The sequence below is a fragment of the Micromonospora alfalfae genome (genome assembly GCF_022230925.1).
In the GTDB taxonomy this organism is placed as follows: Bacteria; Actinomycetota; Actinomycetes; order Mycobacteriales; family Micromonosporaceae; genus Micromonospora; species Micromonospora alfalfae.
The window spans coordinates 318,603-341,119 of sequence record NZ_JAKKFH010000008.1; the positions used below are offsets into that span (position 1 = coordinate 318,603).

22 protein-coding genes are annotated in these 22,517 nt (G+C 70.6%); 8 read left to right on the plus strand and 14 right to left on the minus strand.

From position 1 onward, the window contains the following. Positions 1 to 86: 86 nt before the first annotated feature. The 4 genes from MED01_RS08100 to MED01_RS08115 all read right to left on the minus strand — a co-directional run bounded on the left by MED01_RS08100 (position 87) and on the right by MED01_RS08115 (position 4,134). Entirely contained in the window at positions 87 to 1,442 is a 1,356-nt protein-coding gene (locus tag MED01_RS08100) for a glycoside hydrolase family 6 protein (RefSeq protein WP_238667883.1), read from the minus strand. Positions 1,443 to 1,674: 232 nt separating this feature from the next. Next, positions 1,675 to 2,628 carry a cyclase family protein gene (locus tag MED01_RS08105; RefSeq protein ID WP_238667884.1) on the minus strand — a complete coding sequence of 318 codons (954 nt, stop codon included), beginning with the start codon at positions 2,626 to 2,628 and terminating at the stop codon, positions 1,675 to 1,677. A gap of 114 nt (positions 2,629 to 2,742) precedes the next feature. Further along, on the minus strand, positions 2,743 to 3,627 hold the full coding sequence (locus MED01_RS08110) for a DUF1963 domain-containing protein (RefSeq protein WP_238667885.1): 885 nt from the start codon (positions 3,625 to 3,627) through the stop codon (positions 2,743 to 2,745). A gap of 87 nt (positions 3,628 to 3,714) precedes the next feature. Next, a complete protein-coding gene (locus MED01_RS08115) occupies positions 3,715 to 4,134 on the minus strand; it encodes a VOC family protein (protein WP_238667886.1) in 420 nt (139 codons plus the stop codon). 260 nt (positions 4,135 to 4,394) lie between these two features. Here MED01_RS08115 and MED01_RS08120 point away from each other — a divergent pair, with 260 nt between their 5' ends. Then, entirely contained in the window at positions 4,395 to 5,582 is a 1,188-nt protein-coding gene (locus MED01_RS08120) for an amidohydrolase family protein (RefSeq protein ID WP_238667887.1), read from the plus strand. A gap of 13 nt (positions 5,583 to 5,595) precedes the next feature. On the opposite strand, the gene MED01_RS08125 is transcribed toward MED01_RS08120, so the two are convergent. Further along, positions 5,596 to 6,030, minus strand: a complete 435-nt coding sequence (locus MED01_RS08125; protein WP_238667888.1) for a glutaredoxin domain-containing protein — start codon at positions 6,028 to 6,030, stop codon at positions 5,596 to 5,598. Positions 6,031 to 6,383: 353 nt separating this feature from the next. On the opposite strand from MED01_RS08125, the gene MED01_RS08130 reads away from it, so the two are divergent. From MED01_RS08130 to xynC, 4 genes are all read left to right on the plus strand, one after another. Beyond that, the gene (locus tag MED01_RS08130; RefSeq protein WP_238667889.1) at positions 6,384 to 7,805 is read left to right on the plus strand and encodes a family 43 glycosylhydrolase; all 1,422 of its coding nucleotides are present in this window, start codon (positions 6,384 to 6,386) and stop codon (positions 7,803 to 7,805) included. Positions 7,806 to 7,867: 62 nt separating this feature from the next. Beyond that, a complete protein-coding gene (locus MED01_RS08135) occupies positions 7,868 to 9,523 on the plus strand; it encodes an RICIN domain-containing protein (RefSeq protein ID WP_372493605.1) in 1,656 nt (551 codons plus the stop codon). A gap of 119 nt (positions 9,524 to 9,642) precedes the next feature. Beyond that, on the plus strand, positions 9,643 to 10,167 hold the full coding sequence (locus MED01_RS08140; protein WP_238667890.1) for a hypothetical protein: 525 nt from the start codon (positions 9,643 to 9,645) through the stop codon (positions 10,165 to 10,167). A 253-nt stretch (positions 10,168 to 10,420) separates the two neighbouring features. Continuing rightward, positions 10,421 to 12,088: a glucuronoarabinoxylan endo-1,4-beta-xylanase XynC gene (xynC, locus tag MED01_RS36050; RefSeq protein WP_504898594.1), complete on the plus strand. Its 1,668-nt coding sequence runs from the start codon at positions 10,421 to 10,423 to the stop codon at positions 12,086 to 12,088. 69 nt (positions 12,089 to 12,157) lie between these two features. Here xynC and MED01_RS08155 read toward each other — a convergent pair whose 3' ends face one another. Beyond that, complete coding sequence (locus tag MED01_RS08155) at positions 12,158 to 13,423, minus strand: prolyl oligopeptidase family serine peptidase (RefSeq protein WP_238667891.1); 1,266 nt, start codon at positions 13,421 to 13,423, stop codon at positions 12,158 to 12,160. Between the two features lie 160 nt (positions 13,424 to 13,583). Between MED01_RS08155 and MED01_RS08160 the strand changes: the two genes are divergently transcribed. From MED01_RS08160 to MED01_RS08170, 3 genes are all read left to right on the plus strand, one after another. Further along, positions 13,584 to 14,723, plus strand: coding sequence for a sensor histidine kinase (locus tag MED01_RS08160; protein ID WP_238667892.1), 1,140 nt, complete (start codon positions 13,584 to 13,586; stop codon positions 14,721 to 14,723). Further along, positions 14,720 to 15,382 (plus strand): response regulator, encoded by a 663-nt coding sequence (locus tag MED01_RS08165; RefSeq protein ID WP_238667893.1) that lies wholly within the window; start codon positions 14,720 to 14,722, stop codon positions 15,380 to 15,382. Before MED01_RS08160 ends, MED01_RS08165 begins: the two co-directional genes overlap by 4 nt. A gap of 98 nt (positions 15,383 to 15,480) precedes the next feature. Then, positions 15,481 to 16,125, plus strand: coding sequence for a DUF2306 domain-containing protein (locus tag MED01_RS08170; protein ID WP_238667894.1), 645 nt, complete (start codon positions 15,481 to 15,483; stop codon positions 16,123 to 16,125). On the opposite strand, the gene MED01_RS08175 is transcribed toward MED01_RS08170, so the two are convergent. From MED01_RS08175 to MED01_RS08210, 8 genes are read right to left on the minus strand one after another with little or no spacing between them, the layout of a single operon-like run. Next, positions 16,112 to 16,939 carry an IclR family transcriptional regulator gene (locus tag MED01_RS08175; RefSeq protein ID WP_238667895.1) on the minus strand — a complete coding sequence of 276 codons (828 nt, stop codon included), beginning with the start codon at positions 16,937 to 16,939 and terminating at the stop codon, positions 16,112 to 16,114. The two genes, MED01_RS08170 and MED01_RS08175, sit on opposite strands and share 14 nt — an antisense overlap. Further along, positions 16,936 to 17,316: a 4-carboxymuconolactone decarboxylase gene (pcaC, locus tag MED01_RS08180; protein WP_238667896.1), complete on the minus strand. Its 381-nt coding sequence runs from the start codon at positions 17,314 to 17,316 to the stop codon at positions 16,936 to 16,938. The genes MED01_RS08175 and pcaC overlap by 4 nt, the downstream gene beginning before the upstream one ends. Next, positions 17,313 to 18,092 carry a 3-oxoadipate enol-lactonase gene (gene pcaD, locus MED01_RS08185; RefSeq protein ID WP_238667897.1) on the minus strand — a complete coding sequence of 260 codons (780 nt, stop codon included), beginning with the start codon at positions 18,090 to 18,092 and terminating at the stop codon, positions 17,313 to 17,315. The genes pcaC and pcaD overlap by 4 nt, the downstream gene beginning before the upstream one ends. After that, a complete protein-coding gene (gene pcaB, locus MED01_RS08190) occupies positions 18,089 to 19,429 on the minus strand; it encodes a 3-carboxy-cis,cis-muconate cycloisomerase (protein WP_238667898.1) in 1,341 nt (446 codons plus the stop codon). Before pcaB ends, pcaD begins: the two co-directional genes overlap by 4 nt. Then, positions 19,404 to 19,976 (minus strand): protocatechuate 3,4-dioxygenase subunit alpha, encoded by a 573-nt coding sequence (pcaG, locus tag MED01_RS08195; RefSeq protein ID WP_238667899.1) that lies wholly within the window; start codon positions 19,974 to 19,976, stop codon positions 19,404 to 19,406. The genes pcaB and pcaG overlap by 26 nt, the downstream gene beginning before the upstream one ends. After that, positions 19,969 to 20,718 carry a protocatechuate 3,4-dioxygenase subunit beta gene (gene pcaH / locus MED01_RS08200; protein ID WP_238667900.1) on the minus strand — a complete coding sequence of 250 codons (750 nt, stop codon included), beginning with the start codon at positions 20,716 to 20,718 and terminating at the stop codon, positions 19,969 to 19,971. The genes pcaG and pcaH overlap by 8 nt, the downstream gene beginning before the upstream one ends. Beyond that, positions 20,715 to 21,503, minus strand: coding sequence for a CoA-transferase subunit beta (locus MED01_RS08205; protein WP_238667901.1), 789 nt, complete (start codon positions 21,501 to 21,503; stop codon positions 20,715 to 20,717). Before MED01_RS08205 ends, pcaH begins: the two co-directional genes overlap by 4 nt. Then, the gene (locus tag MED01_RS08210) at positions 21,500 to 22,318 is read right to left on the minus strand and encodes a CoA transferase subunit A (RefSeq protein ID WP_238667902.1); all 819 of its coding nucleotides are present in this window, start codon (positions 22,316 to 22,318) and stop codon (positions 21,500 to 21,502) included. Before MED01_RS08210 ends, MED01_RS08205 begins: the two co-directional genes overlap by 4 nt. Positions 22,319 to 22,517: the final 199 nt, after the last annotated feature.

Consider the following 22,517-nt stretch of genomic DNA (forward strand, 5'->3'; position numbering starts at 1 on the left):
GAAGAGATCCTGACCCGGCCCGTCCTGGAGCTGAGCTGAGCAGCGCGTAGCCGGGTCGGCGTCGCCGTGTCGGTGTGAAACGACGATCACAGGGCCGGCCAGGCGTTGGCCAGCAGTTGACGGAAGTGCGCCGGGAACCACTCTCCGAGCGGCGGGGCGCCGGGCATCGCCCCGGTGTCGTACGCGGATCCGCGAGGCGGCAGGTAGTTCGGGTCGCACAACGGCTCGTACGGTTGGCCGACGGTCGGGCTGCCGCTGGCGCCATCGGACTCGCCGGGCGGCTTGACCCAGACGTAGGCGTCGATGCCTGGTTCCGGCTCTGCGACTGGGCGCTGGCCGAGGCCGGCGCCCCTCTGGTTGCACCAGTTCCCGATCGCTGCCCGCCGGTCGATCCGGCTGCCGTCGACGTAACGGTTCACGTCGCCCGAGGGCGCCGGGCCGGTGGGTCGGCTCGGGCCGCCCCAACCGTTGCGTGAGGTGTCGACGACCACGCCCGCGTTCGGGGAGAAGCCCGCCTCCGTCAACAGACCCCGCAGGTGTCGCACGTAGGGCACCTCGTCGATGAACGGATTCCAGTCGACCCACTTGGACAGGTAAACCGGTTGGCCGTTGATGACATCGTCGGAGCGGAAGTACTCCTCGTGCAGGACAGAGTAGTTGGCGGTGTTGGCGACGAAACCATGAACGTCTGCCAGCGTGCTGCCGGCGGTGGTCGCGGCCTGCGACAGCAGCGCCGTCAGCGGACCGGAGTCCTCCGGCCAGCCGACTTCGGCGTGGTGACTGATGTCGAGATACGAGTAGACATTGGGTACGGTGCCGAGCCGGGCCACTGCGTAACCGATCCCGTGCTGGTAGGTGCCGCGCGCCAGCGCCTCCTCACAGGCGGCTGTGGCCGCGTACCGGTTGCCGGTGTTGACGACGAGGTCCGGCAGCGAGTTCGGCTCGACGAAGACGACGATCCGCAGATCGGCGTACTCGGGCGTAGCGAGGATCTCGACGATCGGGTCGACGAACTCCGCCCGGTACCGGGCGAGGTCGCCGATTGACAGCTCACCCTGCGGGGCCTGCCGGCCGCAGTCGCGGCCCGGCAGGTTGTACAGGGTCAGCTGGACGAGGTCGGCGTGCTGTGCCACGGCGGCGTCCAGGTGCTCGCGCAGGCCCATCCTCCCGTCGTCTCCCTCGATCCTGGCGATGCGGTCCAGCCAGACCGCTGTCGGCTGTCCGGCGACAGCGTCGCCGCCGGGCTCCGCGGTGGCGTGGTCGACCCACTCGGGATTGACGTAGACCTGGGCTCCGACATAGGGGTTGGCCGCACGGTGCGGCGGATCGGCGGCGTTGGCTGGACCGGCTGCGGCGAGCACCCCCACGACGAGGACGGAAACGGCGGCGGCGAGGACCGGCCGAACCCGGACGGGTACGTGTTCCCGACGTGGCATGGTCATGGTGGTAGCCCTCTCAAAACCTGATCCGGCACCGCCCCGCGGCTACCGGCCCGGCCCGGTCGCTCCGACCGCGTCACAGCGCGGCCACAGCCCTGCCAAGTATCCACATACTTCTATGTGTAACAGCATTATGCAGTACGGGCTCCGGACCGAGGGCCCTACGCGGGCGCGATGGCCGCCATTGCTGTTCTGTGGCCGGCCACAGATGCGGCGGCAGACGCCGCGCGCGTGGTCAGAACGTGGCGATCGGGTTGACCGGGCTGCCGGACGTGCCGGCGAAGCGGACCGGTGCGACCGCCAGCTGAAAATCCCACTGGCCGAGCTCGGTAGCCGTCGTCGCGCACGCCTCCAGGTCGCAGTTGTCGAGCATCCACAGGCCCATCGCGACGAGGCTCACGGCGTGGACCGGCATCAACACGTCGTCGTACCCCGACGGCTGAACGTCCTGCGGGGTGTCGGCGCCGATCAGCGCCACCCCCCGCTCATGCAGCCACGGCAGGCAGGACGCGTGCCAGCCGGCCTGCGTGAACCCGCTGGCCGCGCCGTTCTCGTGCCGGAAGCGCCCGTAACCGGTCCGCAGGAGTACCGCGTCGCCGGGTCGCACCTGCACCCCCTGGCGACGCTCGGCCTCCACGAGATCGTCAGGATGGACGCCCTCCCCCGGCTCCAGCCACTGCACACCGCGGGCCGCCGCGACGTCCAGCAGGACACCACGCGTGACGATCCCGTTCGCGGCCGCTGTGACGGCCGCCCACGCCGAGCCCGTCTCGGCGTCGACAAACGAGTGCGACCGTCCGTTGTACATGGCGCCGTCCCAGAAGATGTGGCACGGCGAGTCGAGGTGGGTGAGGGTGTTGCCGTGGAACGAGATACCGAGCCGCTCGGACGAGAAGCCCCAGCGCCGGTCGGCGTGGAAGGCGGGCGGCATGTTCTCGGCACCCGGCATGTCGGCGGTGCACGGGCACGTCGTCGTCGACCGCTCCATGTCTCCCGGTGCGGAGACCTCCCACGCGCAGGACACGCTCCTGCCGTGCCGTACGGCCCGCGCCGCCGCCAGCCGGACGTCGTCGGTGATGTGGTTCAGCGTGCCGAGTTCGTCGTCGTCGCCCCACCGTCCCCAGTTCGACAGCGTGTCGAAGTACCCGAGCACCTCGTCCTGGGTCGGCAACGGTCGTCCTGCCGTCATGTCAGCATCGACTCCTCTGGTCACGCGGTATCGAGACGCCGCAGGTCAGGGTAGCCCGCCGCTTGATCGACGGACGATGACCTCAGGCAACGCGGGTGCGCCGCCGCGGCCGTTCTACTCACTGAACTCGGTCACGGAGAGCGCCTCGCCCAGCCGACCGGCGGCGAGGTCGTCGTGGCGGATGACGAAGCTGCCGTAGTAGAACTCCTCGGCGAGGGAAAAACGGGCGAGCGACACCCACTCGCTCGTCAGCCGATGCTGCTCCTTCTCCAGTTGGGTGTACCACTGCGCCACCGGGACGACGATCTCGCCGGCCTTCTCCCGACCGGCCAGGGTCTGCTCCGCGATACTCCTGATCACCTCGTCGTCGAGATACCCGCCGATATCGGCGCTGGCAAGCCCTTCATCGGGCGGCCACAGGTCGTCGGCCAGCGCACGAAGCTCCTCCAGATGCGGCAGATCGCGCTCCAGGTCGCGGGTCAACTGCTGCTGAAACGGCGACAGGTCGTCCTCGTCCTCGTCGTCGTCGTCCTGCGTCGCCATCCAAGGGGGCAGTCTCGCGACCAGCGTGGCGAAGACGTCGTACCGCTCGCCGACGAAGGTGGGGATGTTGGGTTCTTCCGCTACCTCGGTATCGGTGTCGGCCGGTATATACACGACCCGCGCGTACCTCCGGTCTCCGGTGGCGCCGGCCAGGTGGTCCTCCTGGTGGGCCAGGAAGAAGAGCAGCGAGCCAGCTGACGGCAGGCCGAAGCCGTCGACTCTCGGCAGCGCCGCACAGTCGACGGAGAAGATGAAGGGCAACGGATTGGCTCCGGCGGTCGGCCAGTCGGTGCCCACCGGCAGTCGGGGCAACCCACCGAACTGCCCGACCGGGGCATCGCCGGAACCCCCGCTCAACCGGATCGCCAGACGCAGGTGTTCGGTGAACTTCCCGATCTCGTCGTCCGGAATGCCCACCTCGGCCGCGGCACGGCGGAGCTGCCCTTGATGATCCATGATCAGCATGATGCCAGGCGGGTACGACGAGAGGACGCCAGGTGAGCCTGTGGCTCGCCCTGTCGGCACTCCGCCGCCGCCCGACGGTCAGAGGCCCTGCCCCACCTCGACCAGGTAGCCGTCCGGGTCGCGCAGGTAGCAGCGGATCTCCGTTCCGTGGTCCTTCGGCTCGGTGAGAAAGTCCGCGCCCCGGGACTTCCACTCCTCGTAGAGTTTCCGAATGTCCCGGACCCGGAGGTTCATCGCGCAGCTCAGGGTGTTGGAGTCGGACGGCGCCTTGGCCTGCACCGTCGGCTTGTCGTCCGTCGGACCGCCCTCGACGTTGATGATGATGTAACTGTTGAAGAATTTCATGATCAGCGGGCTGCTCTCGTGGACGCAGGTCGCCCCGAACACCCGCTCGTAGTACTCCCGGGACCGTGCCAGATCGCGAACGATCAGCAGGGTGGCGAGGAACATGCCGTCCTCGGGCTCGAAGTAGTCGGGTGCCGGGTTGGCCAGTGCCATGACCGTCCTCCTGTCGTCGCCCGTTCAGCACGAGAAGTCGGGCGGCGTCGTATCCCCCGCAGATGGTGGTGAAAACGCCACTGCGGCGGGTGATGTGCCGACCGACCCACCAGGTGCCGACCCGGCTGGGGGATGGCGTATCGCTCTGGCGAGGGAGGCCGGGCCGCCTACGGCGATGCGATGGTCAGGCCATGAGCGGTGGCCGCCGAGGGACGAGGGCGTCGGTGGTGGCGGCTGTGGCCAGGCGGGGTGAGGTGACGATGACGAAGCATGCTGTCCGGGTGGCCCGGATGTTCGACGGCGAACGGCTCGTCGACGGCGGAGTGCTGGTCCTGCTCGACGAGGGGCGCATCGCCGGGGTGCACCGGGGTGGCGCCGAGGCGCCGGAGGGCTGGTCGGTACGTGAGGAGCCGAGCGGCACTCTGCTGCCCGGTCTGGTCGACGCGCACGTGCACCTGTGCGCCGACGCCGGACCCGACGCGCTCGGCCGGCTCGCCGATCGTCGCGAGTCGGACCTCGACGCGGTCGTCGAGGCGTCGCTACGTACGCACCTGGCGGCCGGCGTCACGACGGTCCGGGACCTGGGCGACCGGCGTGACGCGGTGCTGCGTTGGCGGGACCGGCGGGTGCGGGACGACCTTCCGACGGTGGTGGGGTCGGGCGCACCGCTCACCAGCGTCGGCGGGCACTGCTGGTCGTTGGGGGGTGAGGCGAGCGGTGTCGACGGGCTTCGTGAGGCCGTGCGTCTGCGGGCGGCGGCCGGTGCCGATCTGGTGAAGGTGATGGCCAGCGGCGGGGTGTTCACCCCGGGCACCGACACCACGAGACCGCAGTTCACCGACGAGGAACTGACCGCCGCACTGACGCAGGCCCATGATCTGGGCCTGCCGGTGACCGCGCACGCGCACGCGCTCAGCGCTGTCGAGCAGGCGCTGCGCGTCGGCGTGGACGGCATCGAACACTGCACGTGCGTTACGGCGGCCGGCGCCCGTGTCCCCGCTGAGCTCGCGGACCGACTGGCTGCGTCCGGGGTGGCGGTCTGCGCCACGCTCGGCACCGACCCGGCCGTGGTCACGCCGCCCGAGGTGGTGGCGATGGCGGCGCGGGCCGGGCTCAGTGAGGCCGCGCTGCGCGACGGCGTTGCCACACTGCATCGGGCCGGGGTCCGCCTGGTGGCCGGTTCGGATGCGGGCCTCGGCCCCGCGAAGCCGCACGGGATCCTGCCGGAGACGCTCGTCGAGTACGTGGGCTGCGACATTCCCGCCACCGTCGCCCTCGCCTCGGCCACCTCGGTCGGCGCCGAGGTGTGTGGTCTGGGGCGACGCAAGGGCCGGGTCCGCCCCGGCTTCGACGCCGACCTGCTGATCGTGGACGGCGATCCGACGAGCGACATCACGGTGCTGCGCCGTCCGCTGGCCGTGTACCTCGCCGGTGACCTCGTGAGGTGAGGGTGTCGACCGGTCAGGACGAGCGGAGCTGCTCGCGGAACCAGGCCCGGTCGGGGTTCACGACGGCCCGATCGCCGAGCACGACGGTGGGCACCGTCTCGTTGCCGCCGGCCACCGCCCGAACGGCTGCGGCAGCGGCCGGGTCGCGCCAGATGTCCACCCAGTGCGCCCGCCGGGCGAGCCGGCCGAGGGAGAATCGCAGCCGCAGGCAGTAGTGACAGCCGGGACGCCAGTAGACGATCGGCCGGCCGTCCACCGCGCTGGCCCGCTGCGCTTCGTCGGCGTTCACCGGGCGGGGGAAGGCCCACGGTGACAGCAGCAGCGCCAACACCAGGAAGACCAGCAACTCGACGCCGCCGACGACGGACAGACCGGCGGTCAGTTGGGTCACCGCCACCAGCACGCCGCACACCACCATCAGGATCGCCAGCATCCACCGTCGCAGCACGTCGAGGACACTACCTCCACGTACGCGACGGCCGCTGTTCCGGCCAGGTGAGGAACCATCGCACCTTGACAGGTATCGATGTTAACGCCAACATGAACTCCGCCACCTGGTGGCAACGCCACAGTCACATTCCCAGCCCTTCGCGCCTCTCCCCCCGGTCCGGCCCGACGTCGCCGCTCGGCGTCGACCGGATCGGCTACGGCATCGCCGCGGTGCTACGGGTGCTGGTCAATGGCCGTTCCCAAGCTCGCGGAGGACAGATGCCGCTGCCATCCCCTCGAACCGACCCGAACACCCGTCGGGCCGTCCACCGGGGGCCTGCCGGCCACGGTGTCCCTCGGCGCCTGCGGTCGATGCTGGCCGCGGTGTTGGTGCTGCTGGCCGTGTCGGCCGGCCTGCCCATGGCCGCACCGGCGCACGCCGCGCCGGCCGCCAACTACACCAACCCGTTGGTGAACCAGCGGGCCGATCCGCACATCTTCCGGCACACCGACGGCTACTACTACATGACCGCGACGGTGCCGCAGTACGACCGGATCGTGCTACGCCGGGCGACCACCCTGCAGGGGCTGGCGACGGCAGCGGAGACGACAATCTGGAGCCGCCACACCAGCGGTGAGATGGGCGCCCACATCTGGGCCCCGGAGATCCACTTCATCAACAACCGGTGGTACGTCTACTTCGCCGCGGGCCGCACCGACGACGTGTGGCGGATCCGGATGTACGTGTTGGAGAACGCCAACGCGAATCCGCTGACCGGCTCGTGGACGGAACGCGGCCGGATCACGACACCCTGGGACACCTTCAGCCTGGACGCCTCGACCTTCGTCGCCAACGGGGTGCGCTATCTGACCTGGGCACAGCAGGAGCCGGCGATCGGCAACAACTCCAACGTCTACCTCGCCCGGATGGGTGCCAACCCGTGGCAGATCACCGGCACCGTGACCCGGCTCGTCGTGCCGACGTACGACTGGGAGACCCGCGGCTACCGGGTTGCCGAGGGACCGGCGGTGATCCAACGAAACGGCCGGATCTTCCTGACCTACTCGGCCAGCGCCACGGACGCCAACTACTGCCTCGGGATGCTGAGCGCCTCGGCCAGCGCGAACCTGCTCGACGCCGCCTCCTGGAGCAAGAGCCCCAGCCCGGTGTTCGCCAGCAACGCGGCCACCAGCCAGTACGGCCCCGGCCACAACTCGTTCACCGTCTCCGAGGACGGGCAGAGCGACATCCTCGTCTACCACGACCGGAACTACCGCGACATCTCCGGCGATCCGCTCAACGACCCGAACCGACGCACCCGACTACAGAAGGTGTACTGGAACGCCGACGGCACCCCGAACTTCGGCATCCCGGTGCCCGACGGGGCCACACCGGTGCGGCTGCGGTCACATGACCAGGCCAACAGCTACATCCGGCACTACGACTACCGGGCCCGGATCGAGCCGAACGTGGCCAACCTGGCCGACTCCCAGTTCCGCATCGTCACCGGCCTCGCCGGCGGTGGATCGGTGTCGCTGGAGTCGACCAACTTCCCCGGTTACTACCTACGCCACCGGGGCTACGCCCTGTACGTGGAGAAGAACGACGGTTCGGCACTTTTCGGCGGCGACGCGAGCTTCCGTCGTCAAGCCGGCCTCGCCGACAGCGCCGGGATCTCCCTGGAGTCGCAGAACTTCCCGGGTCGCCACGTGCGCCACCGCGACGGACTGCTCTACATCGAGGCGGTCAGTTCGAGCGCCGAACGCGCCTCGGCCACCTTCCACCTGGAGTAGGCGCCCGCTGTCGTCGACACCCGTCCAGGTACGCCCGCAGCCCATTCCAGCCAGGAGGAGCGATGCCCTTCACCAGCACGAGAAGACCGTCCGGCAGTGGGTCGACGCGTCGCGGCCGGCGTACGGGCCTGGTGCTCGCCATGATCACCACGCTGGTCGGCGCGGCCGGTGCCGCCCTGGTCGGCGCGCCGCCGGCAGCGGCGGCGACCATCGACACCAACGCCTCCTACGTCCTGGTCAACCGGAACAGCGGCAAGGTCCTCGACGTCCGGGACACCTCGACGGCAGACGGCGCGGTGATCCAGCAGTGGTCCCGTAACGACGGCGCGTGGCAACAGTTCCAGTTCGTCTCCTCCGGCAGCGGCTACTACCGCCTCAAGGCCCGGCACAGCGGCAAGGTCGTCGACCTCTGGGAGTGGAACACCGCCGACGGCGCCGAGTACCGCCAGTTCTCCGATGCCAACGGCGCCAACCAGCAGTTCCAGGTCCTCGACTCCGACAGCGGTTACGTCCGGCTGATCAACCGCCACTCGGCCAAGGCGCTTGAGGTCTGGGAACGGTCCACCGCGGACGGGGGCCGGATCAGTCAGTACGCCGACCTCAACGGCCCGAACCAGCAGTGGCAGCTGGTGGCGGTTGGCGGCGGCACGCCACCGGCCACCGGCTGCGGCAGTGGGTCGAGCAACGCCGAGGCCGTACTGAGCGGAGGCACCTGGACGGCCCGCAACGGCTCGTCGACTGTCTACTCGGGCGCGGACATGCTGTCGGCGATGCAGGCGGCGGTCAACTCGCTCTCGGCGGGTCGTACGTCGAAGCAGCGGGTGGTCGTTCGAGGCTCCGGCTCGATGAGCGCGGGCTCGCGGTTGTCGCTGCCGTCGTACACGACCCTTGCCGTGTGCGGCACGATCAACGTGACCGGGTCGGGCTCGGGTGACCAGGCGCCGGTGTACTCGCGGGGAACCACCGACGTCGAGGTGCAGAACCTCACGCTGACCGGATCGCCGCTGTACGGGATCTTCATGCGCAACGTGAACAACCTGACCCTCGGGCAGATCGACATGCGGCTCTCCGCGGGCCTGGGTGTGCGCATCGACAACCACGGTGGAGATCGAGCGGTCAAGGTGCGCAACATCCGTATCGACAACGTCTACGTGTCGGGGACCGGTACCCACGGGGTGGAGACGTACGGAGTGGACGGTCTGACGATCGGCACTGTCACGGCCCGGAACACCCGGGACTCCGGCCTGCTGCTCAACGACACGATCAACGCCACGATCGGCACCGTCGACGCGCAGGGCGCCGGGGCCGGCACCGGGTACGCGGCGTTCCGGATGGCCAACCGCAACGGCCGGGTGGGCAACTCGTACCCGACCAACATCCGGGTCGGCACCGTGCTCGCGTCCGGCGGTGGCCGGGGGATCTTCTGCGTGTCCGAGTCCGGTGGCGCGGTGATCGACCGGGTGACGATCTCGAACACGGGCAACAACTCGATCCTGGTGGAGAACTGCTACAACGTCGTCATCGCCGGGGTCTCCGGGACGGTGACGGGCGGCGGCGAGGTGCGGATCGCGGCCCGGAGCGAGTTCCCGATCTCCTCTGGCATCCGGTTCCAGAATCTGACGGTCAGCGGCACCAACATCACCCAGAGCCCCTGCGGTGGGGCGAACAACACGATCAGCAACGTCACGAGGGTCAACTCGACCCTGACGTGGTGTTGACCCGGTGAGGAGCGGCCGTCCGGGTTGGGGCGGCCGCTCTCGGTCGGATCGTGGTTGGCGCTTCGGTCCTGGCCGGTCGTGGGTTTCGTCGGCTGTCGCTCGCGGGTAGCGGATGGTCCATGAACCGCAATCTCGTCAAGGCTCTCCAGGTCGCGTGGGAGTTGCCGGAGTTCCGCTCCGGGGTGCGACACGTCGTCGATCTCGAGGAGATTGCGGGGCTGCTGGCCACACTGTCCGTCCCGGACCATGACCACGAGGTGGAGCGCAGCCTGCTGAGCCTGCTGCGGTCCGCCCTGGACACTGTCGAAATTCGGGAAGCGGTCTTGCTGCTGCTGGAGCAGGACGAGGTGCGCAGGCCGCTCGTCGCGGCGGCGGTGGAGCCGCTGGCGGACCGGCCGGGTCAGGCTGCCGCCATCGCGTCCGCGGCGGAGGATCCTGTGGTGCGGCGTGAGGTGCGGGCGGTGCTGGCCCGCGCCAAGGTGCGTGAGCTGATCTGGCAGGCGATCGAGAACCAGCTGAGCGACAACCGGCTCGGCCTGATCCGCCGGGCGGCGGTGCTGTTCGTGTGGCACCCGCGCGTCCGGCGTCTCGCGTGGGCGGTGCGCCGGCACGGCGTGTTGCGGGAACTACGCCGCAAGCAGTGATCCACACCCGCCGATGCCAGAGGCGTAACAATTCTGTTAGCGTTAACAGTTATGACGATCAATCGGGGCCGGAGTGGTCGTCGGGATCACGGTCAACCCCGTGACAGCGCAGCAGACCGGTGCCGACCGGGCCAACGGCGCCGAGAAGGCGCGCACCACCACCACCCAGGAGGACACGACAATGACGCAAGATCAGAATGAGCAGGTGACCGGCGAACGGAAAACGCTGACCCGGCGAACCGTTTTGACGACCATGGGGGCCGTACCGGTCGCAGCGGTAGCGACGGTCGTGGGGGCCACCGAAGCCCTTGCCGCACCGGCGAGCATCAACCCGTCGGCAACGCGGCAGACGATCCGAGGCTTCGGCGCCATGGCCCACGCGGCCTGGATCGGCGACCTGACCGCTGCCCAACGGGACACGGCGTTCGGCACCGGCGAGGGCCGACTCGGGTTCTCCCTGCTGCGGATCCCCGTCAACGAGAACCAGGCGGACTGGAGCCGCGATCTGGCGACCGCGCAGCGCGCTGTCGCCCTCGGAGCCACCGTCTTCGCATCGCCGTGGAACCCGCCGGCCAGCATGATCGAGACCTTCACCCGCGGCAACCAGACCAACGCGAGGCGGCTCCGATACAGCTCGTACGGCGCCTACGCCACGCACCTGAACGACTTCACCGCCCACATGCGCAACAACGGGGTGAACCTGTACGGCATATCGGTGCAGAACGAGCCGGACTACGCGGCCGAGTGGACGTGGTGGACGTCCACGGAAATGCTCCGGTTCCTGCGGGAGAACGCCGGCTCGATCAGCACCAGGGTCATCGCACCGGAGTCCTTCCAGTACGTGAAGTCAGTGTCGGACCCGATCCTCAACGACTCCGCGGCACTCGCCAACGTGGACATCATCGGCGCCCACCTCTACGGCACGTCGTACGCCAACTTCCCCTACCCACTCTTCAAGCAGAAGGGCGCGGGCAAGGAACTCTGGATGACGGAGGTCTACTACCCCAACAGCAACACCAACTCGGGTGACGCCTGGCCCGAGGCGCTCGACGTGGGGGAACACGTCCACCGCGCCATGGTGGACGCGGAGTTCCAGGCGTACGTCTGGTGGTATCTCCGGCGCAGTTACGGCCCCATGCGGGAGGACGGCCAGATCAGCAAGCGCGGTGCCATGATGGCGCACTTCGCCAGGTTCGTCCGCCCAGGGTACGTACGCATCGACGCGACGGCGAACCCCGCGTCGAACGTCTACGTCTCGGCGTACCGAGGTGGCGACACAGTCGTCATCGTCGCCATCAACAAGAACACCTCGTCGGTGAGCCAGCAGTTCACACTGTCCAACGCCACAGCCTCCGGCAGTGTCTCGAACTGGCTGACCGACGGGAGCAGGACCGTCGCACCCCAGGGCGCGCTCAGCATGTCGAACGGCTCGCTCACCGTCACGCTGCCCGCCCGAAGCGTGATGACCTTCGTGACCAGCGTGAGCGCCACCACCCCCGGCGACACCTACAAGCTGGTGAACGTCGACACCGGCCTGGTGCTTGGCGTGCAGAACATGTCCACCGCCGATGGCGGCCTGGCGGTGGTGTGGGGTGACAGCGGCACCGCCGACCACAACTGGGTCCGGATCACCGACGGCAGCGCGTTCCGGTTCCGCAACGTCAACAGCGGCAAGGTCCTCGGCGTCGAGAACATGTCGACCGCCGACAACGCCCGCGTCCTGCAGTGGAGCGACAACGGCACCGCCGACCATCGCTGGACCCTGGTGGCCAACAGCGACGGTTCCTACCGGATCCGTAACGTCAACAGCGGCAAGGTGCTCGCCATCCTCAACGGGTCCAGCACCTGGGGAGCCCAGGCCGTCCAGTACGCCGACAACGGCAGCACCAGGAACAACTGGCGCCTGACCCCGGTCGGCTGACAGTCACCGGCTCCGGGTCGACCTCCACGGCCGGCCCGGAGCCGTGCTTCCGCCTCGCCGACCAGCAGATCACCGACGGCAGCGGGCCATCCACTGCCAGATGTGGGTGCCGTTGAGACTCGGGTCGTTGCGGGCCACGTAGATCCAGGACCAGTGACCGGGGAACTGGTAGCCGTCCCAGACGACGTGGTCGTACAGGCTGACCAGTGATCCCGGGATGAGGTCGTGGGCGTGGATCGTGTTGGTCTCGGGTGGCACCGTGTCGTCGTCGCGCGAGGTGACCAACCAGGTCGGGGTCCGAATCTGCGCCAACTCCGCGTCGGTGATCAGCGGCGGGCCCTCCCCGCTGAGCGGCTCGACGACACCGCAGATCGGCACCGAGGCGGCGAACAGGTCGGGGTAGGTCGAGGTCATCTCCAGGGACATGTAGCCGCCGTTGCTGCAACCGACCACGTAGATCCGGTCCGGGTCGACACGCTCGCGGCGTACGAGGTCCCGGATGATCTCGCGGATCAGCGGGGCGAACCGGGGGCCGTCCTCCATCCAGTAGGAGGTGCTCTGCGGAGCGACGACGTACGCGCCGGAGAAGATCCGCTGGGCCTGTGGGGTGGCGAAGCCGAGCGCTCCCCGGTTGGCGCGCAGCGTGGTCTCGTTGTCGTAGTAGTCGTCCGGCAGCGAGGCGCCCTCGCCGCCACCGTGCAGCCAGACGATCAGCGGCCGCCGGCCGTGTCGGGGCGAGTGGTCGGGCGAGAACAGCCGGTACTTCATACCCGAGCCCGAGACGTGGTAGCTGAAGGCGTCCACCTCCGGGTTCGACAGCCCTGCCTGCACGAAGCGGCTGATGGTCATCGGCGAGCCGTGACGTCGAACGATCGGGGTGTTCTGGGTGATGGTGTAGACGAGGTCCAGCCGGACGTTGCGGCCCCTGCTCAGGATGTAGCCGAGGGTCCCACCGCCGGGTTGGCCCTCGGCGTGGCTCAACTCCAGCACGATGTTGCCGTGCCGGTCGAGCCGGGCCGCGGTCACCGTGCGGTCCAGGTCGTACTCGCTGAAGATCTGGTCGCCGGAAGCGATCGGGATCGGGCTGGTGGCCTTGGCGTGCACCGTGAACGTGCCGGGGGTCAGCCCGGCCGGGTCGATCGACCCGAGCCGGCGGGTGTCGAGGGTGACCGAGGTGACCTGCTCACCGCCGTCGAGCGTTGTCGCGTCGAGGGTGAAGCTCACGCTGGTGGGATGGTTTCCACCGGCGTGGGCGGCGACGCCGGGCAGGGCCAGGCCGATGGCGGCACCGGCTCCACCGGCCAGGACGGTGCGACGAGTGACGGACGTGGACATGCGGGCCCCCGATACCTTGCGATGTAGAAGCTCATCGATGGCATCTCAACGTAACGTCGCGGAGATCCGCTGGCAACCGCTGCCGGCACGGCCACCCGGTGGTCACCGGTCGTACTTTGGGAGGATCTGGAGTCGCACCACCGTTCGTACGATGGATCCCATGCACCCTCGCCTGCGCGCGGTGTTTGCCGAGCCGCGGGTCTCCCCCACCCCGACCCGGGTGTGGCGCGACTGGGCGGTGATCGCGGTCCTCGCGCCGGCGATCGTGGTGGAAGGAATCTTCCGACCCGATCTGCCCTGGCGGGTGGGCTGCGTCGTCGTCGCGCTCGCGCTGCTGCCCACGATCCTGTGGCGGCGGACCAAACCGCTCGCGATGGTGGCGATCGCGTTCGGCTGCACGACTGTCGCCCCGTACGTGCTGCCCGGTGATCCCTGCCAGCTGTTCACGGCGAGCTTCCTGGTCCTCCTGGTCTACGCGCTGTTCCGCTGGGGCTCCGGCCGGGACGCCGTGCTCGGTTCGTTCTTCGTGGTGGCCAAGGTGACCGCCGCCGGCCTGGTCGGCTCGATCGACGGTGGCGAACTGGTCGCCGGCTTCGCGGTGATGTTCGCCGCCGCCACGCTGGGTGTCGCCATCCGCTTCCGCGCCGCCGCCCGGCTGCGCGAGCTCGATCGGGTGAAGCTGTTGGAGCGGGAACGGCTCGCCCGCGACCTGCACGACACGGTGGCCCACCACGTGTCGGCGATGGCGATCCGCGCCCAGGCCGGCATCGCCGCGTCGGCCAGCCAGCCGGGTGCCGCCGTCGAGGCGCTGCACACCATCGAGGCCGAGGCGTCCCGGGCGCTTGCCGAGATGCGCGCGATGGTGCGTGTAATGCGCCGCGACCAGCCCGCCGACCTGGGGCCCAACCCGCAGGTCGCCGACATCGAGCGGCTCGCCGGCCAGTTCCGCACCGGGCCGGCCGTCGACGTGGATCTGCGCGGCGACCTCGGCGACCTGCCGCCCACTGTCGGCTCCGCGCTCTACCGGCTGGCGCAGGAGTCGGTCACCAACGCCCGTCGTCACGCTCGCCACGCCACCCGCATCGAGGTCAGCGTCGCGGCCGACGACACGTCCGTGCGGCTGCGGGTCAGCGACGACGGCGAAACCGGCGCCGCCCGCCCGACCGGCTTCCCCGGTTTCGGCCTGGTGGGCATGATGGAGCGCGCCGACCTGCTCGGCGGCACCTGCCAGGCCGGCCCCAACCCCGACCGCGGGTGGACCGTCACGGCCGTGCTTCCGCGGGAGGGGGTCGGCGCGTGACGGTTCGCGTGCTGGTGGCGGACGACCAGGAGATCGTCCGCACCGGCCTCACCATCATCCTGAACACGCAGCCCGGCATCGAGGTCGTCGGTGGGGCCGGCGACGGCCGGCAGGCGGTCGAGCTCGCCCGGCGGCTCCGACCCGACGTGTGCCTGTTCGACATCCGGATGCCGGGCATGGACGGCATCGAAGCCACCAGGGCGCTCGCCGGGCCGGCGGTCCCGGAGCCGCTCGCGGTGGTCGTCATCACGACCTTCGACCTCGACGAGTACGTGTACGCGGCGCTGCGAGCCGGCGCCCGCGGCTTCCTGCTCAAGGAGGCCGGTCCCGACCTGCTCAGCCAGGCCGTGCACGCCGCCGCCAACGGGGACGCGCTGATCGCGCCGAGCGTCACCACCCGGCTGCTGAAGGCGTTCGCCGACGCCGATCCGGCCGCGCCGCGCCAGCAGCCCGTCGAAGCGCTCACCGACCGGGAGGAACAGGTCCTGGTCGCCGTCGCGCGGGGACGCACCAACCAGGAGATCGCCGACGAGCTCTACATCACGTTGAGCACTGTCAAGTCGCACGTCACCAGCCTGATGACCAAGCTGGGGGTGCGTAACCGGGTCGAGGTGGCGATGTGGGCGTACGAGACCAACCGCCGCCGACGGCACTGGTGAGCGCCGGAAGTACGACGACGGCGTGCGACCATGGGCCGACCCGATCGCGGCCCATGTGCCGATGAGCGGGGACGGGTGCGGCGTCCACCATCGATGGCATGACGATGCGCGAGTGGCGGCTACCGGCCGCGTTGATCCTGCTGGGCCTGATACCGATGCTCGCCGGCGCGGGGCGGCTCACCGAGTTGGGCAGCGGAGCGGAGGTCACCGCGGCGAACGCACGCTTCGTCGCCGATCCGCTGCCTGTGGTGCTGCACATCGTCGGCGCGGTGGTGTACACGATCCTCGGCGCGTTCCAGTTCGTACCCCGTCTGCGCCGGCACGGCTGGCACCGCCGGGCCGGCCGGGTGCTCGTCCCCTGTGGGCTGACTGTCGCGTTCACCGGGCTGTGGATGGCCTTCGCGTACGACCTGCCGGCCCATGACAACGACGTGCTCGCCGGTATGCGGCTCGTCTTCGGTTCGGCCATGGCCGGCTCGATCCTGGTCGGTCTCGCCGCCGTGCTCCGCCGGGACATCGCCCGGCACCGCAGGTGGATGGTGCGCGGCTACGCGATCGGCCTCGGCGCCGGCACCCAGGCGTTCACCCACGCGCCGTACCTCATCGCGACCGGCGAGCAGCCCGACGGGAACCTCCGGGCCGGGCTGGTGGTCGCCGGCTGGTTGATCAACCTTGCGGTGGCTGAGTGGTACCTGCGCCGTCCGGCGCGGGTCGTCACCGCGCCGGCCCTCAAGCCGAGCTGAGCCCGAGCCCGCCGGCAGTCGGTGACCGGCTCAGGCCGCCCCGGATGTCCTCCTCGATCCGCTTTGCGGCGGCCAGCAGCGGCGGGAGCAGCTCTCGACGGATCATCTCGAAGGACCCCCGGCTGGCGTGCGCGGAGACGTTCACCGCGGCGATCACCGACCCGTTCTCGCCGTGGATCGGCGCGGCCACCGAACGCAGCCCCTCCTCCAACTCCTGGTCCACGATGGCGTACCCCTGAGCGGCGATCTTCGTCAGGACGGCGCGCAGCTTGGCCGGGTCGGTGACGGTACGCCGGGTCAGCGGCCGCAGTTGCGCGGTGGCGAGGTAGTCGTCCAGCCACTCCACCGGTTGCGCGGCGAGCAGCACCCGGCCCATGGAGGTGGCGTACGCGGGGAACCGGGTGCCGACGCTGATCCCCACGGTCATGATCCGCTTGGTGGGCACGCGGGCGACGTAGACCACCTCGTCGCCGTCTAGCACCGACACCGAGCAGGACTCGTGCACCTGCGCGACCAGCGCCTCCATGTGCCGCTGCGCGACCTCGGGCAGGCTCAGACTGGACAGGTAGGCGTACCCGAGTTCGAGGATCCGGGCCCGCAGCGAGAAGAGCCGGCCGTCGGTGTGCACGTAGCCCAACTCGACCAGGGTGAGCAGGAACCGGCGCGCCGCGGCCCGGGTCAACCCGGTCCGCCTGGCCACCTCGCTGAGCGTGAGCTGCGGATGTTCGCCGTCGAACGCCCGGATCACCGCGAGGCCGCGCTCCAGCGACTGAACGAACTCCGGCGACCTCGTCGCCTCCTCGCTCACGCTCACCCGCCCTCCTGCCGCAGGGTCTCCCGGGCCACAGTGAACGCCCGGTTCGCCGCCGGTACACCAGCGTAGACGCCGACCTGGAGCAGGACCTCCGCCACCTCCTCCGGGCTGAGCCCGTTGCGCAGCGCGGCCCGGACATGCATTGCCAACTCCTCGTCGTGGCGCAGGGTGGCGAGCACGGCGAGGGTGACGCAGCTACGGGTCCGTCGGTCGAGGCCCGGCCGGCTCCACACCTCCCCCCAGGCGTAGCGGGTGATGAAGTCCTGGAAGTCGGCGGTGAACTCGTCAGTGCCGGCGACCGCCCGGTCCACGTGCGCGTCACCCAGCACCTGTCGACGTACCGTCATGCCCGCCTCGTGCCGCTCGCTGTCGTTCACGCGTCACCTCGTCCCTCGTGGAAGTGCTCCAACAGGAGTCGGCACACCTGCTCGGGTTGCTCGACGTTGGCCAGGTGCGCCGCCGCGTCGACCACCGCCAGCCGGGCCCGTGGGATACGCCCCACGATCTCGCGGGCGTGCTCCACCGGGGTGGCCGGGTCGTCCGCGCCGGCGATGACGAGCGTCGGCGCGGCCACCCGGCCGAGGTCGGGTCGGAGGTCCATCGCGGCTATCGCCTCGCAGCAGGCGGCGTAGCCGGCCGACGGCGTCTCGGTCAGCATGGCGCGGTGGGTGCCGACCACCTCCGGCCGGGCGGCGGCGAAGCCCGTGGTGAACCAGCGGGCCACCACCGCGTCGGCGATCGCCGACAGACCGTCGGCCCGTACCGTCGCGGCTCGTGCCCGCCACTGCTCTGGTGGGCCGAGCGACGCCGACGTGCAGAGCAGCGCCAGCCGCCGCACCCGGTCGGGCGCGTACGCGGCGAGCCACATGCCCACCATGCCGCCGAGGGACAACCCCGCGTAGTGCACCCACGGCACGTCGAGGTCGTCCAGCGTCCGCAGCAGCTCCCGGCCCAGCAGGTCCAGCGTGTACGGCCCGGGCGGCACCGCCGAGCGGCCGTGGCCCAGGTGGTCGTATCGGATGACCCGAAACCGTTGGGCGAGCGCCGACACCTGGGGTTCCCACATCGCGGCGGCGGTGCCGAGGGAGCTGCCCAGCAGCAGCACCGGCGCGGCGGCCGGGCCGTCCACGGTGAGATGCAACCGGGTGGTCATCCGCCCGCTCCCCGGACGGCGGCGAGGGCACTGTCGACGAACCGGCCGGCCGAGCCGAGCCAGCGGTACGGGTCGAGCGCCTCAGCCAGCTCCGTGTCGGACAGGTGGGCACGGACCTCGGGGTCGGCGAGCAGCGCGGCGCGGAACGAGGGTTCGGCGGCGGCGCGGGTCACGAGATCGTGTGCGACGCGGCGGCCGACGGCGGGCGCCAGGCGTGCGGCGACCGCCTCGGCGAGCAGGAGGCCGCCGGTCGCGTCGAGGTTCTCCCGCATCCGCTCCGGGCGGACCTGGAGCCCGGTCAGCATGCGGGCGCACCGGGCGGTGGCGCCACCGGTCACGTGCAGCAGATCGAGGAGCGGCTCCCACTCGGCGTGCCAGCCGCCTGCGGCCCGCTCGTGCTCCTGCACCGCCGTGGCGAACAGTGTGGCGACGAGACCCGGACCGCGTCGCGCCGCGGCGGTGACGAGGATCGAGTCCACCGGGTTGCGCTTGTGCGGCATGGCGGACGAGCCGCCTCGTCCGGCGCCGCCCTCGGCGACCTCACCCACCTCGTTCTGGGCGAGCAACCCGACGTCGAGCGCGATCTTGCCGGCGGCCACCAGGAGCCCACCGAGGGCGGCGGCCAGATCGAGCCAGGGTTGACGGCGGGTGTGCCAGGGCAACGGGCTGGGCGGGAGGCCCAGGTGCTCCGCGAACCGCTCGGTGATCTCGACGCCGGTCGGGCCGAACGCCGCCAGGGTGCCGACCGCGCCACCCAGTTGCGCGGGCTGTGCGGCGCGGACCTGACGCAGTCGGTCCCGGGCCTGGACGAGACCGGTCAACCAGCCGGCGGCCCTGAGCCCGAAGGTGCTGGGTGCCGCCTGCTGCCCGAGTGTCCGGGCGACCATCACGGTGTCCCGGTGGGCGTCGGCCAGCCGGGCGGCGGCGCCCACGGCGACGTCGAGGTGAGCCAGCAGCGGCCCGAGCGCCCGCACGGCCACCAGGACCAGCGCGGTGTCCAGCACATCCTGGCTGGTCGCTCCGGAATGCACCCAGGCTCGGGCGTGCTCCGGCACGGCGGCGGTCAACTCTCTCACGAGCGGGACGACCGGGTTGCCGGTGGCGTCGGCGGCCCGGCCCAGTGCGGCCGGGTCGTACCGCTCGGCGCGGCACTGCTCGGCGATCGCCTCGGCCGCCGGTACGGGCACGATGCCGGCGTCCGCCGCGGCCCGGGCGAGCGCGGCCTCCACGTCGAGCATCGCCTGGAGCAGTGCCGGGTCGCTGAGTTCCGCGTCGACGTCCGGGGTGCCGGAGAGGCCGCCGAGCAGTCCCTCAGAGGGCGAAGAAGACGGTCTCATGGTCGCCCTGAAGGTGGATGTCGAACCGGAACCCGTCTGCGGCGGGACTCGCCAGCAGGGTGCCACGGCGGTCGGTGTCGACGTTGCTCAGCACGGGGTCGGCGGCGTTCGCCGTCGACTCGTCGGGGAAGTAGAGCCGGGTGACGAGGCGGTGCAGCAGCCCGCGCCCGAAGACCGACAGGGTCAGGTGGGGGGCTTCGGTGCCGCCGTCCGGCTCGGGCAGCGCACCGGGCTTGACGGTCAACAGCCGGTACCACCCCTGACCGTCGGTCTCGCTCCGCCCGAATCCGCGAAAGCCCACGAGCGCGGGCGGCCGAGCGCCCCGAGGGTCGTCCGGATGGTCGAACCGGCCGTCCGGGTCGGCCTGCCAGCTCTCCACCATCGCGTCGACCACCGGTGTCCCGGTGCCGTCGACGATCCGACCGCTGATCCAGAACGCGCCCGGCGTGCCCTCGGGCACCACGTACGGGCCGTCGGGCCAGCGCAGGCCGATGTGCAGGTACGGCCCGACGGTCTGCGCGGGCATGACGCCCAACTGCTCACTCATCGTCGTCCCCGTCCTCGAAAGGGGTGCTCTCCCGGCCGCGCAGCACGATGTCGAACTCGTACGCCAGCGCCCACTCCGGTGCGGTGCTGGCGTGGTCGTACCGGGCGATCATCCGTTCCCGGGCCTTCGGGTCGCGGACCGAGTTGAAGATCGGGTCCTGGAAGAAGAGCGGGTCGCCCGGGAAGTACATCTGCGTCACCAGCCGCTGGGTGAACGCGCGACCGAAGAGGGAGAAGTGGATGTGCGCCGGCCGCCAGGCGTTGTCGTGGTTACGCCAGGGGTAGGCGCCGGGCTGCACTGTGATGAACCGGTAGCGCCCCTGGTCGTCGGTGAGCGCCCGGCCCACCCCCTCGAAGTGGGGGTCGAGCGGCGCCGGCCAGGTGTCCCGTGCGTCGCGGTACCGACCGGCGGCGTTGGCCTGCCAGATTTCGACCAGCGTGTGGGGCACCGGTCGGCCGTCACCGTCGCGAACCCGCCCGTGCACGATGATCCGCTGTCCCTGCGGTTCACCGTCGTGCTGGCGGGTCAGGTCGTGGTCGAGCGCACCGAGCCGCCCCTCCCCCAGCAACGGCCCGGTGACCTCGGTCAGCCGCTGCGGCAGGTGGACCAGTGGGTGTCTCGGCGCCCGCGCCACTGTGGACTTGTAACCGGGGCTGAGCAGGGGTGGGTGGGCGTCGACGTCGTCGCGCCGGTAGCGCGGTAGCACCAGTCCGCTGCCGGGCTGGCTGTCCTGAGTGGTCATTGTCGTCTCCCGTCGGCCTTCGTCGCCTCCAGCGCCCGCAGCACCGCGAGTTCGCGTGCCGTCGGCGGCGCACCGGTGGCCAGTCCCTCGGCGACGGCGAGGTCCCAGCCGGTGGCCGCCCGCGCCTGCTCCCTGGTCACGCCGGGGTGCAGGTGGGTCAGTGTGAGTTCGCAGGTGAGCGGGTCGGGTTCGAGGACGCCGAGATCAGTGATCACCACTCGGGGGCCTCCGCCGCGCAGGCCGAGTCGCTCCCGGTCGCCCGGGCCCGTCCCGTAGCCGACCGAGGTGACGAAGTCGACCCGTTCGGTAAAGGTCCGCAGGTCCTGCCGGACGATCACCACGACCTCGCCGCAGGAGGCGGCGATCTCCGGGGCGCCACCGGCGCCGGGCAGCCGTACCGTCGGGGCGTCGTAGTCGCCGCCGACGACCGTGGTGTTGATGTTGCCGTAGCGGTCGAGCTGCGCGGCGCCGAGGAAGCCCACGTCGATCCGGCCGGGTTGGAGCCAGTAGTTGAACACCTCGGGCACCGAGACGACCGCGTCAGCGGTGTCGGCGAGGATCCCGTCTCCGATGGAGAGCGGAAGCCGGTCCGGCTTCGCGCCGAGGCACCCGGATTCGTAGATCAGCACCAGGTTCGGGGCGTGGGTCGCCCGCGCGAGATTCGCCGCGGTGCTGGGCAACCCGATCCCGACGAAGCAGGCGGTGCCGTCACGCAGTTGCCGCGCGGCGGCGACTGTCATCATCTCGTCAGCGGTCCAGCTGGTCATCGCGGTCTCGTCGGTCACGCCGCAGCCCCAGCCTTGTGCACGTGCTCGTCGAGCCAGGCGCGGAAGGTGTCGCGGTGCCGGCTGACGGCGTCCCAGTCCCGGTAGAAGTCGTTGTCCCGCACCGAGTAGCCGTGGGCGTAGGAGGGGTGCGCGCCTCCGGGCACCTCGGCCACCGCGGTGACCGCCCATCCGGGCAGGACCACCTGTCCGGGTACGGGTTCCAACTCGTCCACGATCTCCTCGACGGTGACCAGTGACCGGTGGGCGGCGAGCACCGCCTCCTTCTGCACCCCGGTGATGCCCCACATCTGCACGTTGCCGTTCCGGTCGGCGCGCTGGGCGTGCACCACCGTCACGTCCGGACGCAGGGCGGGGACGGCGGTCAGCGTCTCGCCGGTGAACGGGCAGGTGATGGGCCGGATGTTGGTGGTGTGCCCGGGCAGGTCGGTGCCGGTGTAGCCGCGCAGGACGGCGAACGGCAGCCCGGACGCCCCGGCGACGTACCGGTTGGCCATGCCCGCGTGACTGTGCTCCTCCAGTTCGAGTGGACGTGGCCAGGCGTGCTGCACGGCGTCCCGGAAGCGGTGCAGCGACCCGACGCCCGGGTTGCCACCCCAGGAGAAGACCAGGCGACGGGCGCAGCCCGCCCCGATCAGCTGGTCGTAGATGACGTCGGGGGTCATCCGCACGAGGGTCAGATCCTGCCGCCCCTGGCGGATGATCTCGTGACCGGCGGCGAACGGAATGAGGTGCGTGAACCCTTCCAGGGCCACCACGTCGCCGTCGCGGACCAGGTGCGCCACGCCGTCGGTCAACGAGACGAGCTTCGCCATGGGCCTCCCCGCCTCCTGGGCGAACCGTGCTGCCGCCGGCCGTTCGCTATGCGGACTGCCGTACTCATCTCGAACGTACGACGGGGAACGACATCCGTCAACGACAGGCCGGACCGCCGTCCACAGTGCCCGACAACCACGCCGGGCGATGCGTTGACGCGAGCCGGACCACGTGCCAACGTTCAGGAAGAGAACGGCC